At 60.7% G+C, this 17429-nt stretch carries 11 protein-coding genes; all 11 read left to right on the forward strand.

The window, feature by feature from the left end; all coding sequences use genetic code 11:
- Positions 1-40: 40 nt before the first annotated feature.
- The 11 genes from ACXHRN_RS24615 to addA all read left to right on the forward strand — a co-directional run bounded on the left by ACXHRN_RS24615 (position 41) and on the right by addA (position 17365).
- A complete protein-coding gene (locus tag ACXHRN_RS24615; RefSeq protein WP_488638895.1) occupies positions 41-769 on the forward strand; it encodes a response regulator transcription factor in 729 nt (242 codons plus the stop codon).
- Positions 770-891: 122 nt separating this feature from the next.
- A complete protein-coding gene (locus ACXHRN_RS24620; protein WP_488642015.1) occupies positions 892-2628 on the forward strand; it encodes a stimulus-sensing domain-containing protein in 1737 nt (578 codons plus the stop codon).
- On the forward strand, positions 2628-3074 hold the full coding sequence (locus ACXHRN_RS24625; protein WP_488638896.1) for an HPr kinase/phosphorylase: 447 nt from the start codon (positions 2628-2630) through the stop codon (positions 3072-3074). Before ACXHRN_RS24620 ends, ACXHRN_RS24625 begins: the two co-directional genes overlap by 1 nt.
- Positions 3075-3236: 162 nt before the next feature.
- Positions 3237-3638 (forward strand): PTS sugar transporter subunit IIA, encoded by a 402-nt coding sequence (locus ACXHRN_RS24630; protein ID WP_488638897.1) that lies wholly within the window; start codon positions 3237-3239, stop codon positions 3636-3638.
- A 17-nt stretch (positions 3639-3655) separates the two neighbouring features.
- Positions 3656-3928, forward strand: coding sequence for an HPr family phosphocarrier protein (locus ACXHRN_RS24635; protein WP_488638898.1), 273 nt, complete (start codon positions 3656-3658; stop codon positions 3926-3928).
- 183 nt (positions 3929-4111) lie between these two features.
- Complete coding sequence (ahcY, locus tag ACXHRN_RS24640) at positions 4112-5509, forward strand: adenosylhomocysteinase (protein ID WP_488638899.1); 1398 nt, start codon at positions 4112-4114, stop codon at positions 5507-5509.
- A gap of 345 nt (positions 5510-5854) precedes the next feature.
- On the forward strand, positions 5855-8395 hold the full coding sequence (locus ACXHRN_RS24645; protein ID WP_488638900.1) for a sensor histidine kinase: 2541 nt from the start codon (positions 5855-5857) through the stop codon (positions 8393-8395).
- Positions 8392-9909 carry a tRNA (adenosine(37)-N6)-threonylcarbamoyltransferase complex ATPase subunit type 1 TsaE gene (gene tsaE, locus ACXHRN_RS24650; protein WP_488638901.1) on the forward strand — a complete coding sequence of 506 codons (1518 nt, stop codon included), beginning with the start codon at positions 8392-8394 and terminating at the stop codon, positions 9907-9909. The genes ACXHRN_RS24645 and tsaE overlap by 4 nt, the downstream gene beginning before the upstream one ends.
- A 4-nt stretch (positions 9910-9913) precedes the next feature.
- The gene (locus tag ACXHRN_RS24655; RefSeq protein ID WP_488638902.1) at positions 9914-10645 is read left to right on the forward strand and encodes a nucleotidyltransferase family protein; all 732 of its coding nucleotides are present in this window, start codon (positions 9914-9916) and stop codon (positions 10643-10645) included.
- Positions 10646-10647: 2 nt separating this feature from the next.
- Positions 10648-13836, forward strand: a complete 3189-nt coding sequence (addB, locus tag ACXHRN_RS24660; RefSeq protein WP_488638903.1) for a double-strand break repair protein AddB — start codon at positions 10648-10650, stop codon at positions 13834-13836.
- A complete protein-coding gene (gene addA, locus ACXHRN_RS24665; RefSeq protein WP_488638904.1) occupies positions 13829-17365 on the forward strand; it encodes a double-strand break repair helicase AddA in 3537 nt (1178 codons plus the stop codon). The genes addB and addA overlap by 8 nt, the downstream gene beginning before the upstream one ends.
- Positions 17366-17429 lie beyond the last annotated feature (64 nt).

A 17429-nucleotide genomic window follows, 5' to 3' on the forward strand; every position in this document is an offset into this window, starting at 1 on the left:
GCCGCGATGCGGGCAGATGGTAAACAGCCTGGAGATCCTTATGCTGACAATCGCGCTGGTCGATGACGACCGCAACATCCTGACCTCGGTGTCGATCGCCCTGGAAGCCGAAGGCTACAAGGTCGAAACCTATACCGACGGCGCATCGGCGCTGGACGGTCTGTTGCAGCGTCCGCCGCAGCTTGCAATCTTCGACATCAAGATGCCGCGCATGGATGGCATGGAACTGCTGCGTCGCCTGCGCCAGAAGTCCGACCTGCCGGTGATCTTCCTGACGTCCAAGGATGAGGAAATCGACGAACTCTTCGGCCTGAAGATGGGTGCCGACGACTTCATCACCAAGCCGTTCTCGCAACGCCTGCTGGTCGAGCGCGTCAAGGCCGTGCTCCGCCGCGTCGCCGCCCGCGAAGCCGTGGCCAACGGCACTACGCCGACCAAGCCGGGTGCGGTGCAGACGAAATCGCTGGAACGCGGCCAGTTGGTCATGGACCAGGAACGCCATACCTGCACCTGGAAAGGCCTGCCGGTGACGCTGACGGTCACCGAATTCCTGATCCTGCATGCGCTGGCGCTGCGCCCGGGTGTCGTCAAGAGCCGCGACGCGCTGATGGATGCCGCCTATGACGAGCAGGTCTATGTCGACGACCGCACGATCGACAGCCACATCAAGCGGCTGCGCAAGAAGTTCAAGATGGCCGACGATGATTTCGACATGATTGAAACGCTCTACGGTGTCGGCTATCGCTTCCGCGAAGGCCCGGGCAACTGAATTCTATGATAGTGTGACGTGCAACGGCGTGTGACGACGACAAAGGCAAGCACGGAATGACCGTTGCGGACATCGACAGCATAAAGGACGAGGCAGTGCCGGAGCGCCCTGCGGCGCCGCGAATGCGCACCCGCCGGCGGTCGCGTTTCACGCGCCCGTTCCTCTATGTCCGGCGGTTTTTCGGCCAGGCGGTGTTTTCGAGCCTGACGCGGCAGATCCTGTTCTTCAATCTTGTCGCGCTCGTAGTGCTGGTCGGTGGCATCATGTATCTCAACCAATTCCGCGAGGGGCTGATCGACGCCAAGGTCGAGAGCCTGCTGACCCAGGGTGAAATCATCGCCGCTGCCGTTTCCGCCTCGGCGCAGGTGGACACCAATTCGATCACCATCGATCCCCAGAAGCTGCTGGAATTGCAAGCCGGCCAATCGATCACGCCGGTGCCGAACGACGAAGATCTCGAATTCCCGATCGACCCGGAACGCATCGCGCCGGTGATGCGACGGCTGATCTCGCCGACGCATACGCGTGCACGCGTCTTCGATCCCGACGCCAATCTGATTCTCGATTCGCGTTTTCTCTATTCGCGCGGCCAGGTGCTGCGCTTCGACCTACCGCCCGTTAATTCCGAATCGACGACGCTGAGCGAAAAATTCGCCGCCTGGTTCAATCGGATGCTGCAGCCATCCAACCTGCCAGTCTATAAAGAGAGCCCGGGCGGCGACGGTCTGATCTATCCCGAGGTCAAGAATGCGCTGACCGGCGTGCGCGGCGCCGTCGTCCGTGTCACGGAAAATGGCGAGCTGATTGTCTCGGTGGCGGTGCCGGTGCAGCGTTTCCGCGCCGTGGTCGGCGTGCTGCTGCTGTCGACCCAGGCCGGTGATATCGACCAGATCGTGCATGGCGAGCGGCTGGCGATCATGCGGGTGTTCGGCGTCGCGACGATGGTCAATGTCATCCTGTCGCTGCTGCTGTCCTCCACTATCGCCAATCCGCTACGCAGGCTGGCCGCCGCGGCAATTCGGGTGCGGCGCGGGGTGAAGTCACGTGAGGAAATTCCGGATTTCTCCTTCCGGCAGGATGAGATCGGCAACCTGTCTTCGGCGATCCGCGACATGACCAATTCACTCTACGACCGGATCGCGGCGATCGAGAGTTTTGCCGCCGATGTCAGTCACGAGCTCAAGAATCCTCTGACCTCGCTCAGAAGTGCGGTCGAGACGCTGCCGCTTGCCAAGAGCGAAGAATCCAAGAAGCGGCTGCTCGATGTCATCCAGCATGATGTTCGGCGGCTCGATCGGTTGATTTCGGATATTTCGGACGCCTCGCGCCTTGATGCCGAACTTGCGCGTGCCGACGCCAAGAAGGTGGACCTGCAGAAGCTGCTCGAAAGCCTCGTCGACATATCGAGCCAGGTGCGCGCCAACGGCAAGGTCGTCAAGCTGGCCTTCCACGCCGACCGCAAGAGCGCCGGCAAAGGCGGCTTTGCCGTCATCGGCCACGAATCGCGACTGGGCCAGATCATCACCAACCTTATCGAGAATGCCCGGTCATTCGTGCCGGACGAGGGTGGCGCGATCAAGGTCCGTCTCCACAAGGACAAGGGCAACTGCGTTGTCGAGATCGAGGACAACGGTCCCGGCATCGAAGCCGAGAACATCGACCGGATTTTCGAGCGCTTCTACACGGACCGACCGGGCATCGAGTCCTTCGGACAGAATTCCGGCCTTGGCCTGTCGATCAGCCGCCAGATCGCCGAAGCACATGGCGGCACGCTTGAAGCCGCCAACATTCTTGGCGACGACGGCGAGCGCATCGGCGCCCGCTTCACCCTGACGCTGCCCGAAAAAGGCCAGTCCTGATGCCGGTGCTGGTGCATGGTACTGCACTGGTGGTTGGGACATATGGGCTGATCCTGGTGGGGCCTTCCGGCGCGGGCAAGTCATCCATGGCGCTGCGACTGATCGACCAGGCGCGCCGGGCAGGACATTTTGCCACACTTCTGAGCGATGATCAGGTTTTCCTGGACACGATCAATGGCCGCGCTGTTGCCACTGCGCCGCCCACGATCAAGGGGCTGATCGAGATCAGGCGCAGCGGCATCGGCCGCATGGAACCGATCGAGACCATGGTCGTGCATCAGGCGCTGTCGCTGGTCATTCCCGATGCATCGACGCGAATTCCAGAGGAAAATCAAACATGGTCGCCGCATGAAGGTATCAATATTCCGCTGCTCTTCATCGATCGCAGCATCGCCGATCCGTTTTTCCGCCTGTCGGTTCTCATTTCGGGATTCCCGGTTCGGTAGCACGGCGCAACGTTGCGCCGTTTCGCTTCAGAAATTATATTTTGGACTTGAACTTCCGGCTTTCCTTGCCATGATGGCCGCCCAATGGTGGACGGGAGCGTTCAATTCCGCTAACAGCGGCGCCCGAACGAGAATTCGAGTGAGTATGGAGCTGAACCCGGCATGATCGGACTGGTGCTTGTGACGCATGGGCGGCTGGCGGAGGAATTCCGATCCGCGCTCGAACATGTGGTCGGTCCACAAAAGGCGATCGAGACGGTATCCATCGGCCCCGACGACGACATGGATTCCCGCCGGCAGGATATCATGAATGCCGTGGCCGCCACCGACGATGGAAATGGCGTCATCATCCTCACCGACATGTTCGGCGGCACGCCCTCCAACCTGTCGATCTCCGTCATGTCACGCGGCAATACTGAAGTCATCGCCGGCATGAACCTGCCGATGCTGATCAAGCTTGCAGGCGTGCGTAGCGAAAACGACATGCAGAGGGCGCTGGTCGAGGCGTCGGAAGCCGGCCGCAAATATATCTACGTTGCCAGCCGCGTTCTCAGCGGCAAATAGAGGGGAAGTCTGGACGCATGGGGCTTGAACGGGAAATCCTGATCATCAACAAAAGAGGCCTCCACGCACGCGCATCGGCGAAATTCGTTCAGACAGTCGAGGTTTTCGACGCCGAAATCCACGTTTCCAAGGACGGCATGACTGTGGGCGGCACCTCGATCATGGGGCTGATGATGCTGGCAGCCGGACCGGGGTCTTCGATCATGGTCACCGCCGCCGGCAACCAGGCCGTGGAAGCGCTCGACATGATCGAGGCACTGATCGCCGACAAGTTCGGCGAAGAGATGTAGCCGGATCGGGGAACTGCGTTGACGACGCACCTTTGCCCGAAATCAATCATATAAAGACTTCTTTATATCCTTATTGCATTTTGCGATGAAGCCTGATAAACGGCTTTCCATCCCGAAGACCGGCGAACGCGTCGCCGAAATCCTGCGCCGGAACGCCCGCGCTTTTCAATCTGGAGACATAGAATGACCGCCAAGGATTATGTGGTTGCCGATATCGCGCTTGCCGATTTCGGTCGCAAGGAACTGACGATCGCCGAAACCGAAATGCCCGGCCTGATGGCTGCTCGCGCCGAATTCGGTGAAAACAAGCCGCTCAAGGGCGCTCGCATCACCGGCTCGCTGCACATGACCATCCAGACCGGCGTATTGATCGAAACGCTCGTCGCACTCGGCGCCGAAGTTCGCTGGGCCTCGTGCAACATCTTCTCGACCCAGGACCATGCTGCTGCTGCGATCGCCGCCGCCGGCATTCCGGTTTTCGCCGTCAAGGGTGAAACGCTTGAGGAATACTGGACCTACACCGACCAGATCTTCCAGTGGACCGATGGCGGCTTCTCCAACATGATCCTCGACGATGGCGGCGACGCCACCATGTACATCCTGCTCGGCGCCCGCGCCGAAGCCGGCGAAGACGTGCTTTCCAAGCCCACTTCGGAAGAAGAAGAAGTTCTGGTCGCCCAGATCAAGAAGCGCATGAAGGCATCGCCGGGCTGGTTCACCAAGCAGCGCGACGCCATCAAGGGCGTGACCGAAGAGACCACCACCGGCGTGCACCGCCTCTACCAGCTCCAGGAAAAGGGCCTGCTGCCCTTCCCGGCCATCAACGTCAACGACTCCGTCACCAAGTCGAAGTTCGACAACAAGTATGGCTGCAAGGAATCGCTGGTTGACGGCATCCGCCGCGGCACCGACGTGATGATGGCCGGCAAGGTCGCCGTCGTCTGCGGCTACGGCGATGTCGGCAAGGGTTCTGCCGCTTCGCTTCAGGGCGCCGGCGCCCGCGTCAAGGTCACCGAAATCGACCCGATCTGCGCGCTGCAGGCCGCCATGGACGGCTTTGAAGTCGTCAAGCTCGAAGACGTCGTCAAGACGGCCGACATCTTCATCACCTGCACGGGCAACAAGGACGTCATCCGCATCGATCACATGCGCGAGATGAAGGACATGGCGATCGTCGGCAATATCGGTCACTTCGACAACGAGATCCAGGTCGCCGCGCTCCGTAACCTCAAGTGGAACAACATCAAGCCGCAGGTCGACATGATCGAGTTCCCCAAGGGCAACCGCATGATCCTGCTCTCGGAAGGCCGCCTTCTGAACCTCGGCAACGCCACCGGCCATCCGTCTTTCGTGATGTCGGCCTCGTTCACCAACCAGGTTCTGGGCCAGATCGAGCTGTTCAACAACGACGGCCAGTACACCAACAAGGTTTATGTTCTGCCCAAACACCTCGACGAGAAGGTCGCACGTCTGCACCTTGAAAAGCTTGGCGTAAGGCTCAGCGAGCTTTCCGACGAGCAGGCCGACTATATTTCGGTCGAAAAGTCGGGCCCGTTCAAGGCTGAACACTACCGCTATTAATTGCTAATAGACGGACATACTACATCTTGTAGGCCGCGCTCCAAAACGGAGCGCGGCTTCTTTTTTGGTCAAATCTCTTTGCGAGCAAAGCCGTAGATAGTATTGTTTTTTCACATGATTCGAATGCCGCTCATAGAAGCTCAGGGCAAGGGAGCAGGAGATGAGGCGGCGGACATCCCGAGGACGCAATTGTCCTTAGAACGGGAATCGTGGGTTCCCCAATGATTTGGGGTCCCCTGCCTGAGGCGATGCCGAGGGCGGAACGAACGGTTCTGATGCGAACCGGGTTGCCAGGCGGCACCATGTGAAATGCGAGGCGGAACAGACTGCGGGGACTGGTCATTCATGGCGACGGATAACAAATGGACACGCGTCCGAACTCCTGAGAGCGGGCAATCGCGCCGCCCGGGACGTTCGACCCGATCCGCCCTGTCTCCAGTGGCGCGCGGACTGCTGCTTTCCGCCACCGCCCTGATACCGGCTGCAGCACAGGCAGCTGAGGCGGTGCCGTCGCGACTGTTCACCAGCGCCAGCATCATCGGTATCGCCACATCAGCCGGGTTGATTTCGGTATCGCTGATCGCCGCCTTCGCCTTCAGCCGCAAACGCAACGTCGCCGAGACCGAGAATCGCGAAATCCGTACCGCGCTCTCCGACGCCCGCAACCAAATTTCGCGCTACGAATCGCTGATCGCTGACAAGAACCGCCGGATCGTCATGTGGGACGGGCTGTCCGGTCAGGCGGAGTTTCTCGGCCAGTTGCCGCTTGAAACCGGCGCGCCGGTCAATGATCGAGATTTTCTCGCATTCGGGCGCTGGCTGAAGCCGCGCTCGGCGGGCGAACTCGAAAAGGCGATCGAAAGACTGCGCAGCAATGCCAGCACGTTCGACATGGTCGTCGAGACCAACCGCGAGGAAGTGCTGGAGGCGCAGGGCCGGGTTTCCGGCGGCCGCGCCTTCATTCGCTTCGTCGCGCTCAACAATCTCCGCGCCGAGCTTGCAGAACTGCAGATCGAGCGCGACCGGTTGCAGACCTCGATTCGTACCTTCCAGACCTTGCTCGATGCCGTCGACATGCCGAGCTGGCAGCGCGATCGCAACGGCGAACTGACCTGGGTCAACGAGGCCTATGGTGAGGCCGTTGCGGTGAAGAGCCCCGAGGCCGCCCTCGCTGAAAAGCGCGAATTGCTGGAAACCGTCACTCGCGAAAAGATCAAGGCCGTCGCGACCCTCGACAATCCGTTCCGCGACAAGATCGCTACCATCGTTGACGGCAACCGCACCTTCTATGATGTCGTCGACGTGCGCATGCCGACCGGTTCGGCCGGCATCGCATCGGATGTCTCCAAATCCGAAGCCGCGCGCGACGAGCTGCGTCGCACCATCAAGAGCCATGCCGAAACGCTGGACCTGCTGGCAACGCCGGTGGCGATCTTCGACGAACGACAGAAGCTGCAGTATTACAACCAGGCCTTCCGCCAGCTCTGGGATCTCGACATTCCCTTCCTCGAATCGACGCCGGGCCATGGCGAATTGCTCGACCGGCTGCGTGCCAAGGCGAAGCTGCCCGAGCAGCTCAACTGGAAAAACTGGAAGGAAACCATCCTCTCGGTCTACCGCTCGATCCAGCCGCATACCGACCTCTGGCACCTCCCGAACGGCCAGACGCTGCGCGTCTTTGCGACCGCACGACCGCAGGGCGGTGCCACCTGGGTGTTCGAGAACCTGACCGAGCAGGTCGATCTTGAAACCCGCTACAACACATTGCTGATAGTACAGGGCGAAACAATCGACCACCTCGCCGAAGGCGTGGCTGTGTTTGCACCGGATGGCCGAATCACCTTGTCGAACCCTGCTTTCCGCGCGTTGTGGGGCATTACTTCAGAGGAAGCTGCGCCAGGCACGCATATTCGTTCCATCGAGGCGGCCTGCCAGCCATCCTACGAGCAGGCCGATGGCTGGAAGACATTTACACGCATCATCACCAGTTTCGACGACGAGCGCAGCCAGACTTCCGGCAAGCTCGAACTGAAGACCGGCCTAGTGCTCGACTATGCGCTCATCCCGCTGCCGAATGCACAGACGATGCTGACCTTCGTCAACGTCACCGACAGCGCGCTGGCCGAACGAGCGCTGAAGGACAAGAATGCAGCGCTGCGCAAGGCCGACGAGCTCAAGAACGATTTCGTCCAGCACGTCTCCTACGAGCTGCGCTCGCCGCTGACCAACATCATCGGCTTTACCGACCTGCTGCGCACACCGGGCATGGACCCGCTCACGAGCAGGCAGGCGGAATATCTCGACCATATCTCAAATTCCTCATCGCTGCTGCTGACGCTGGTCAACGACATCCTCGATCTTGCGACCGTCGATGCCGGCATTATGGAACTCACCTACGCGCCGGTGACGCTCAACGACCTCCTGGATGAAGTGTCGCTGCAGATTGCCCACCGGCTGCAGGAAAACCACGTGACGCTGAAGATATCAGCCGAGCATGATCTCGGCGTCATCCAGGCCGACCATCAGCGGTTGAAGCAGATCTTCATCAAGCTGCTCGCCAATGCCGCCAATTTCGCGCCGGAAGGCAGCGCAATCGGCCTGAAATGCTGGCGCGAGGACACCGATTTCATGTTCACCGTCTCTGATTCGGGGCCGGGCATGACCCAGGAAGCGCTCGCCAAGATCTTCGATCGCTTCGAATCGGACAGCAAGGGCGGTCGCCGCACTGGCGCCGGCCTCGGGCTAGCCATCGTCAAGAGCTTCGTCAGCCTGCATCACGGCTCGATTTCGGTCGATACCGCGCCCGGACTCGGCACGCGAATCACCTGCCGCATTCCAACCGGCCGGGTGCTGCAATCCTCTCTGCCGGAGCTTTCGGTGGGATGACGCATTTCTCTTTCTTCCTGGCGAATGATGCCGCCACACGTGCATTCGGCGAAGAACTGGCGCTAACGGTTCGCCCCGGCGATTGCTTGGCGCTCTACGGCGATCTTGGTGCCGGTAAGTCGGCACTGTCGCGCGCACTTATTCGCGCCATCGCCAATGACGACGAGCTGGAAGTCCCGAGCCCGACATTCACGTTGGTGCAGAGCTACGAACTTCGCATACCCGTCAGCCATTTCGATCTCTACCGGCTTGGCGACGAGAGCGAACTCAACGAACTGGGTCTCAACGAGGCGCTGGAAAAGGGCGTTGCCCTGATCGAATGGCCGGATCGGGCTGGCAGCTTGTTGCCCAAGCATGCCATCCGAATCACCATCACCCATGAAGGTGCCGGCCGGCGCCTCGAAATCGACTCTGATGTGGCCCGCTTCAACGAGCGACTCACCCGTGTCCGCGCCATGCGCGACTTTCTCGACAGCCGTGGTTATGCCCATGCCTCCCGCCGCTTCCTGATCGGCGATTCGTCGTTCCGAGCCTATGAACGGCTGCAGACGGAAGACGGCAGGCCCTTCGTGCTGATGGATTCGCCGGCGCGCTCCAACGGTCCGCCGATTCGCGACGGCAAGCCTTATTCGCAGCTCGTACATCTCGCCGAGAACGTCAAGCCGTTCATCGCCGTGGGCAATTATCTTCGCAAGGTCAACCTGTCGGCGCCCGATATCTATGAGGCCGATATAGACCAGGGCATCCTGCTGATCGAGGATCTTGGCTGCGAGGGCGTTCTTGACGCCGATGGCAAGCCGATTGCCGAGCGCTACGAGGAATCGGTGCGCTGCCTCGCCGATTTCCACAAGCAACGGCCGCCGGAGCGGCTGCCGGTCAACGGACACCACTTTCATGACATTCCGCGATTCGACCGGGATACGCTAAAATTCGAGGCAGAGGTTCTACTCGACTGGCATCTGCCGTGGCGCCGCAATGGCGAACAGGCGAGCCAAGCCGAAAAGGCCGAATATCTCGCCATCTGGGACCACCTGATCGACGAGCTTGAGACGGTCGAAAAAAACCTGGTGCTGCGCGACTATCATTCGCCCAACATCATGTGGCTTGCCGCTCGCCAGGGTTTCGACCGAATCGGCATCATCGATTTCCAGGACGCGATCATCGGGCCATCGGCCTATGATGTTGTCTCGATCACCCGCGATGCCCGCGTCACCGTCGAGCGCCCGCTGATGGAGCGCCTTGTTCAGATCTATGTCGACGCACGCGAGGCAGCCGGAGAATTCGACCGCGAAAGCTTCTTCAAATCCTACGCGATCATGACGGCACAGCGCTCCTGCCGATTGAATGGTCTCTGGGTCCGGCTCTGGCAGCGCGACCATATGCAGAGCTATATGAAGCATATGCCGCGCACGCTCTGGCACCTTAACATGGCATTTGAGCATCCCATCACAGCCCCCTTGCGCGAATGGTGCAACAAGGCTGGAATCCCCACAGCCGAATCACCTGAAGTGTGAGCGTATGACGATTGAAAATGCGATGGTGCTCGCGGCGGGACTGGGCACCCGCATGCGACCGATCACCGACACGATTCCCAAGCCCCTGGTCAAGATTGCCGGCAAGCCTCTGATCGACTATGCGCTCGACACGCTGGTCGATGCCGGATGCCGGCTGGCGGTGGTCAATGTCCACCATTTCGCAAACCAGATGGTGAACCATCTCCGCCAGTATGCCGGGATCGAGATCTTGATTTCCGACGAGAGCGACGGATTGCTGAATTCCGGCGGCGGACTTGCCAAGGGACTCAAACTACTGCCGCCGGGGCCGGTATTCGTCATGAATGCCGACCTGTTCTGGATCGGTGAAACACAATATCGCGAGAGCAATCTGACAAGGTTAGCCGGATTCTTCGAAGCCGACCGGATGGATATGGCGATGCTCTGCGTCGATGTCTCCGATACGACGGGTCATGACGGCAAGATCGACTTCTCGCTGCTCGATGACGGGCGACTGATCCGATACCGGCCTGGTACCGGTCGCGGCGTGATCTATGCAGGCGCGATCGCTATGACGACCAATCTGTTTGAAGATGCGCCAGAAGGTGCCTTTAACCTGAATCTCTACTTCGACAAGGCAATCGCCGAAGGCAGGCTTTTTGGCATGATGCTGAGGGGGCATTGGATCACCGCCGGCACTCCGGAGGCCATCGAGGCTGCCGAAGCCTCCGTGGCACGGTATTCAGGAGCTCCGTGACCATGACCGAGGGACGCGTCTTTTCCATTCCACCGAGCGCGCCCTTCCTGAAAACCCTGGCGCAGGCGCTTTGCGATGGCCGACTGGTTGATGATTTTCGCCTGAACCCCGCCGATCCGCTGAGCCTCGCCCGTGCAACGATCTATGTGCCCACGCGCCGTGCCGCGCGTGTGCTTCGCTCAGAATTCGTCGATCTGATGGGCGGCCGATCCGCCATCCTGCCGGTGATCCGGCCGCTTGGCGAAACCGACGACGATGCCGGTTATTTCGACGAATTCGACGCCGGCGATCTCGAGCTCTTGCCGCCGGTCTCGCCCGTTACACGGCTGGTCGAACTCGCCAAAGTTATCTTGCTTTGGCGCAACCGGCTGCCCGATATGCTCCGCGACATTCATTCCGATTCACCGCTGGTGGCACCGGCAAGCCCGGCCGATGCGATCTGGCTGGCGAAGAGTCTGGCCGAACTTATCGACGCCGTGGAAACCGAGGATACCGGCTGGGAAGGGCTGAAGGCGATCGATCTCGGCGACCGGGCCCTGTGGTGGCAGCTGACCGGCGCATTCCTGAAGATCGCCAGCGCCTATTGGCCCGATCGGCTCGCCGAGATCCATCGCTCTTCGCCCAGCCTGCATCGCAACGAGGCTATCCGCGCCGAAGCACGGCGCGTGGCGCGGCTGGGAACCAGGCATCCGATGATCGTTGCGGGCTCGACCGGTTCGATCCCGGCCACTGCGGAGCTGATAGCAGCCATTCACCAGCTGGATTGCGGTGCCGTGGTGCTGCCGGGACTTGATTTCGGCATGAGCGACAGCGACTGGCTGATGGCTGGTGCCGTCTCCCCGGACATGCGCAAAAGCACCGATCCTGCGAGCCGCAGTCATCCGCAATACGGGCTCTTTCATCTGTTGCAGAAGCTGAAGACGTTGCGCGCCGATGTCGTCGCGCTTGCAGAAGACCGGAACGAGATGAAGGTCCGGTCGAGAGCCGTGTCGATCGCCTTCACCCCGGCCGATGCTGATGTCAATCAGCTGGCCTGGCGTCAAAGTGTCGGCGAATCGGTGGTTGAATCGGCATTTTCCGACATGACGCTGATCGAGGCAGCCAATGAGCGCGAAGAGGCCTTGGCGATCGCCATTGCGCTGAAACTCGCACTGCATGCACCGGGCACCGATGAACGAAGCCAGGTCGCGCTGGTCACGCCTGACCGGACAATCGCCCGGCGTGTTGCAGCCGAGTTGCAGCGATTTGGCATCGAGGCCGACGATTCGGCCGGCACGCCGCTGTCGTCTTCACTGCATGGCGGCCTTGCCCAGCTGGCTCTGGAAGCCATTTTGCGTCCCGGCGATCCGGTGGCACTGATCAGCCTGCTCAAGCATCCGCTGGTGCGGCTCGGCTGTCGCAAGGAAGAGCTGGATACCGCCGTCAATGGCTTGGAGCTGCTCTGCCTGCGTGGTGGCACGGCGCTCGCCAACCCCGCGACGTTGCAGGCGCTGGTCATCGAAACATTCGATGCACTGGAGAAAAGCCCGTTCCGCACGGTATGGCAGGCGCGACTGCTGGGTGAGGATCCGAAGTCGGCGTTACTTGAACTAGCCAATCGCGTTGAAAGGGCCGTCGAACCACTCGCGAGAATGATTGCGTCAGCCGATGGTGCGCGACTGTCGTCGAAAGCGCCGCTGGGTGCATGGGCGGAAGCGACCGGCCGCGTCCTGGAGGCCCTGACGACAGACGAACGCGGCAGCCTCGAGATGCTATGGTCGGGCGAAGCGGGCGATGCGCTGGCTGGCCTGTTCCGCGAGATCATCGAAACCGGCGACACGCTGGACGCCACTGGGCCACAATGGATCGACGTGGTGACCGCGCTGATTTCCGGCATCGGCATCAAGCCGAAGCCGATCAGCCATCCCAGGGTCTTCATTTGGGGAACGCTGGAAGCACGCTTGCAGAGCGTCGATACGCTGGTTCTCGGCGGCATGAACGAGGCGACATGGCCGGCGCAGACCGCCAACAATCCCTTCCTGTCGCGGGTGATGAAGACGGAGATGGGACTCGAGCCGCCCGAGCGGCGCATCGGCCAGTCTGCGCATGATTTCGTCATGGGGCTCGGCACAAGGAACGTGATCATGACCCGCGCGCTACGGCAGGGCGGCGCCCCTTCCGTAGCATCGCGCTTCCTGCAGCGGCTGCTTTCGGCGGCAGGTGAGAGCGTCGCGGGCGGGATGAAGGGGCGTGGCGACTACTATCGCCAGCTCGCCGGCATGATCGACGACGGCGAGAACCAAAACTTCTCGCCGCGGCCAAGCCCAACGCCACCGGGCGCGTTGCAGCCCAAGCAATATTCCTTCTCGGAAGCCGGCAAGTTGCGGCGTGATCCCTATGCGATCTACGCACACCGGATCCTCAAGCTCGATCCCATCACGCCTTTCAACGAAGATCCCGGCGCGCTCGAGCGCGGCAATATCTATCATGCGGCGGTCGAGCAGTTCATCCGCGAGGGCATCGACCCGCGCAGCCCGAATGCGTTTGCGGAGATCAGCCGCATCTCGCATGCAGTTTTCGATGCCGCCGCGTTGCCCACCCATATCGATGCCGTGTGGCGACCTCGCTTTCTCGACACCGCCAAAGCATTTTTGACTGACGAGGCCGAGCGGCGCCCGGTCATCCAGTCGACACATGTCGAGATCCGCGCGCGCTTGCAGATCGAAGACAACCTTGCCATCACCGGACGCGCCGACCGCATCGACATCCGGCGGGATGGCAAGGCCGATATCATCGACTACAAGACCGGCCTGACACCATCCCTGAAGGAGGCGCGCGCGCTGCTCGATCCGCAATTGTCGCTGGAGGCGGCGGCACTCAGGGGCGGCGGCTTTTTCGACTTGAAGCCGCTGGAGACTGACAGTCTCATCTATGTGCGACTGCGGCCCGGCCGGAACTTCAAGGCGGAGACGGTCAACAATGACAAATCGACGAGGACAAAACCGGAAGACGTGCGCACGGCAGATGCCCTTGCCCAGGAAGCACTTAGCCAGCTCATAAAATTGACGAGAGCCTTGCGGCAGGGCGAAGCCGGATTCAAGTCGCGCGTGGCACCGTTCAGGGATCGCGACTATGGCGGCGATTACGATCATCTCGCCCGCGTGGCTGAATGGTCTTCCGCCGATGTCGACGGGGAGGCCGAGGATGAGTGACGGAGCGGAGCTCGTAAACTCGATCATCGACGAGACCACCCGCCTGCAAAGCCTGGCTTCAGGGCCGAACAGGTCTGTCTGGGTGTCGGCCAATGCCGGTTCGGGCAAGACGCATGTGCTGACACAGCGCGTGATCCGGCTGATGCTGACGGGTACGCGGCCGTCGGCAATTCTTTGCCTGACCTATACCAAGGCTGCGGCGTCCGAAATGTCCAACCGCGTCTTCGAGCGGCTTTCGCACTGGACCGCGCTCGATGATGAAGCGCTTTCAGCCGAAATCGCCGGGATGGAAGGTGAAGCGCCAAACCGGATCAAGCTTCTCGAAGCGAGAAAACTGTTTGCCCGGGCGCTGGAAACGCCGGGCGGGCTGAAGATCCAGACCATCCATGCCTTTTGCGAAGCGCTGTTGCACCAGTTTCCGCTTGAGGCCAATGTTGCCGGGCACTTCGCTGTGCTGGACGACAAAGCCTCAGTCAGCCTGTTGTCGGAGGCACGCCGCCAGTTGCTGACGGCGACGCAGGCCGAAGCCAACCAGAGTCTGGCCAGCGCCTTCCATGAGGTCCTGGGCACTGCCGATGAAAGCGGGCTGAACCGGCTGCTCGGAGACATCATAAGCCAACGGAGCGCAATCAGCCGTTTCCTCGATTTTGCTGCGACCCGCGGCGGTTTTCGCAACGTTCTGGCCGAGTTGCTGGGCCTCGGCGCCGATAACTCAGTTGAGGTTATCACCCAGCGAGCCTGGCCGTTGCCGGGTGTGGGGCCGACGACCCTGCAGAACTATATCGATCTGGCAAATAGCAAGGGCGGCACCAAGGTTCACGAAACCTCCTACAAGCTGGATCTGGCGCGCGCGGAAGAGGATCCGATAAAGCGACTGGAATTGCTGCGAGCGACGTTCCTCAAGCTGGACGAAATGCCCTATGCGGATGGAAGCATATTTTCCACGTCGATGTACAAGGCAGATCCCGATCTTTGTGAAAGGATTGGCGCCTGCCGAGAATTCGTCCATACGCTGTGGATGGAATACAAGACGTTCCGCATGTTCGAACTGACGGTCTCGGCGCTGACGCTCGCCGAGCGGCTGATCGAAGGCTACGAGGCGCTGAAGAGGGAACGCGGCTTTCTTGACTTCGAGGATTTCATCACCCGCACCGAGGCGCTGCTGAAGAAAGACGATATCGGCCCCTGGGTGCATTACAAGCTCGACCAGGGCATCGATCACATCTTGGTCGATGAAGCGCAGGACACCAGCCCGTCGCAGTGGGAGATCATCCGTTCGCTGACCGACGATTTCTTCTCTGGCGAAAGCGCCCGCATTATCAACCGGACGATCTTTGCTGTCGGTGACGAGAAGCAGTCGATCTATTCCTTTCAGGGCGCGCGGCCGGAACGCTTTGCGCATGAAAGGCGGATCAATGCCGAGCGTGCCGACATAGGCGGCCATGAATTCAAGTCCGTCAAGCTGCACGTTTCCTTCCGTTCAACCGAGGATGTGCTGAGCGCCGTCGACCAAGTGTTTGCCGATCCCGACAATGCCCGCGGGCTGAGCGCCGTCGACGAGCAGGTCATCCACGTCTCGACTCGCAACAACCAAGCGGGCATTGTCGATATCTGGGAAACGATCGCCGAGGAAGCGACGGCCGAAGAGGACGACGACTGGCTTGCACCCTTTGATCGTTTGCCGGAGCATTCTGCTGCCAGCGAACTCGCCCGGCGCATGGCCGCTGCGATCCACGATCTCGTCGGCCACAAGACCATCAATACGCGCAAGGGCGCCCGCCTCATCACGCCTGGCGACATTCTGGTGCTGGTCCGCAAGCGCGATGCCTTCGCCTCCGCCCTGTCGCGCGAACTGAAGAAGGCGGGTCGCGTGCCTGTTGCTGGCACCGACCGGCTGGTGCTGGCCAGCCACATTGCCATCCAGGATCTGATGGCGCTGGGGCGATTCCTCTTGCTCCCTGAGGACGATCTTTCACTGGCGGAATTGATGAAATCGCCGCTGATCGACCTCGACGAGGATTCGATCTTCGAACTTTGCCAGCCGCGCAGCACTGCCCAAAGCGGTTGGCAACATATGAATGCACTGGTCGATTCGTCTCCGAAATGGCTTGCCGTTCGCGACAAGCTGGCCCGCTGGCAGCAACTCGCGCGGCAATGCCGCGTGCACGATTTCTACGCGCTGCTGTTGGGACGCGAAGGTGGCCGAAAAAAATTTCTGGCGCGGTTCGGTTCCGAGGTCAGCGATGTTCTTGATGAATTCCTGAACTTCACCCTCGATCACGAGACCGCCGGGCTGCCGGGACTCGCCGCCTTCATCGCCACGCTGGAGCGTGATTCGCCGGAAATCAAGCGAGAACAGGACAAGGGTCGCGCCGAGGTGCGCATCATGACCGTGCATGCGTCCAAGGGTCTTGAGGCGCCGGTCGTCTTTCTCGTCGACAGCGGCGGCAAACCGTTCGACAAGAACTTGCTGCCGAAACTGCGACTGATCGAAAATGATCGGTTTAACCTCCGTGTGCCGGTCTGGTGCCCGTCGAAGGAGTTCCAGAACCCCACGATCGCAGCGGATGATCTGCGGCTCGAGGAGGCGGCTGAAGAGGAATATCGGCGGCTGCTCTATGTCGGCATGACACGGGCCTCCGACCGGCTCGTCCTCTGCAGCTATCGCAAGAAGCGCGACATCGACGGCACCTGGGCAAAACTCACAGCCAATGCGCTGGCGATGGACGGCGATCGCTGCGCACCGGCGACTTTCCGCGCGGGTAGCCTGGAATGGCAGGGTATGACCTGGCGCCATAATGCAGAATCGGACACATCGGCAAGCGAGACCCCAAAAACAGATTCGGTTTCGAAACCAATCCTGCCACCCGCGCTGTTTGCGCCACTTCCGCCAAGCATGGAGCTACCGCGACCGCTGGCGCCATCCGGCGTGCATGCGGTGATTGACGAGGAGGACGGCGACCGGATCGTGCCGTCCGCGTTGTTCAGCGACAAGACAAAGACCGCGATGCCGGCGATTCGCGGCAAGATCATTCATCGCCTGCTGCAATCGCTGGCAGGCTATCCGGCTGACGCCCGCGACGATGCCGCTGATCGCTATCTGCAGAGGGCAGTGCCACTCTGGCCGGATGCCGATCGGCAATCGCTGAAGTCAGCCGTGCTGGCGATTCTTGCGCATCCGGAATTTGCCGAACTACATCAGGCGGGTTCGGAGGCCGAAGTCTCTGTTATGGGCACGATCCGGATAGCGGGCAAGGACTACGCGGTGTCAGGGCGAATCGACCGCATGGGCGTGGCGAGCGATCACGTCTTTATCCTCGACTACAAGACCAATCTCGTGCCGCCAGTGACGCGCGAGGCGATCTCCTTTGCGCATCGGGCGCAGCTGGCGCTCTACCGCGAAGTTTTAAAACCTATTTATCTCGGCAAAACCATTCGTTGCCTGCTGGTCTATACCGAGGGTCCGCATCTTTATTCCCTGACCGACGAAGAACTTGGAAAAGCTCTGCTTGCACTTTCCGGCAAATGATTTACCCCATTGAAACGAGGTGTCGTAAGCCACACATAGACTGCAAGTGAGATTTGCGGCGCGT

The sequence above is a fragment of the Shinella sp. OV683 genome, from assembly GCF_057787725.1.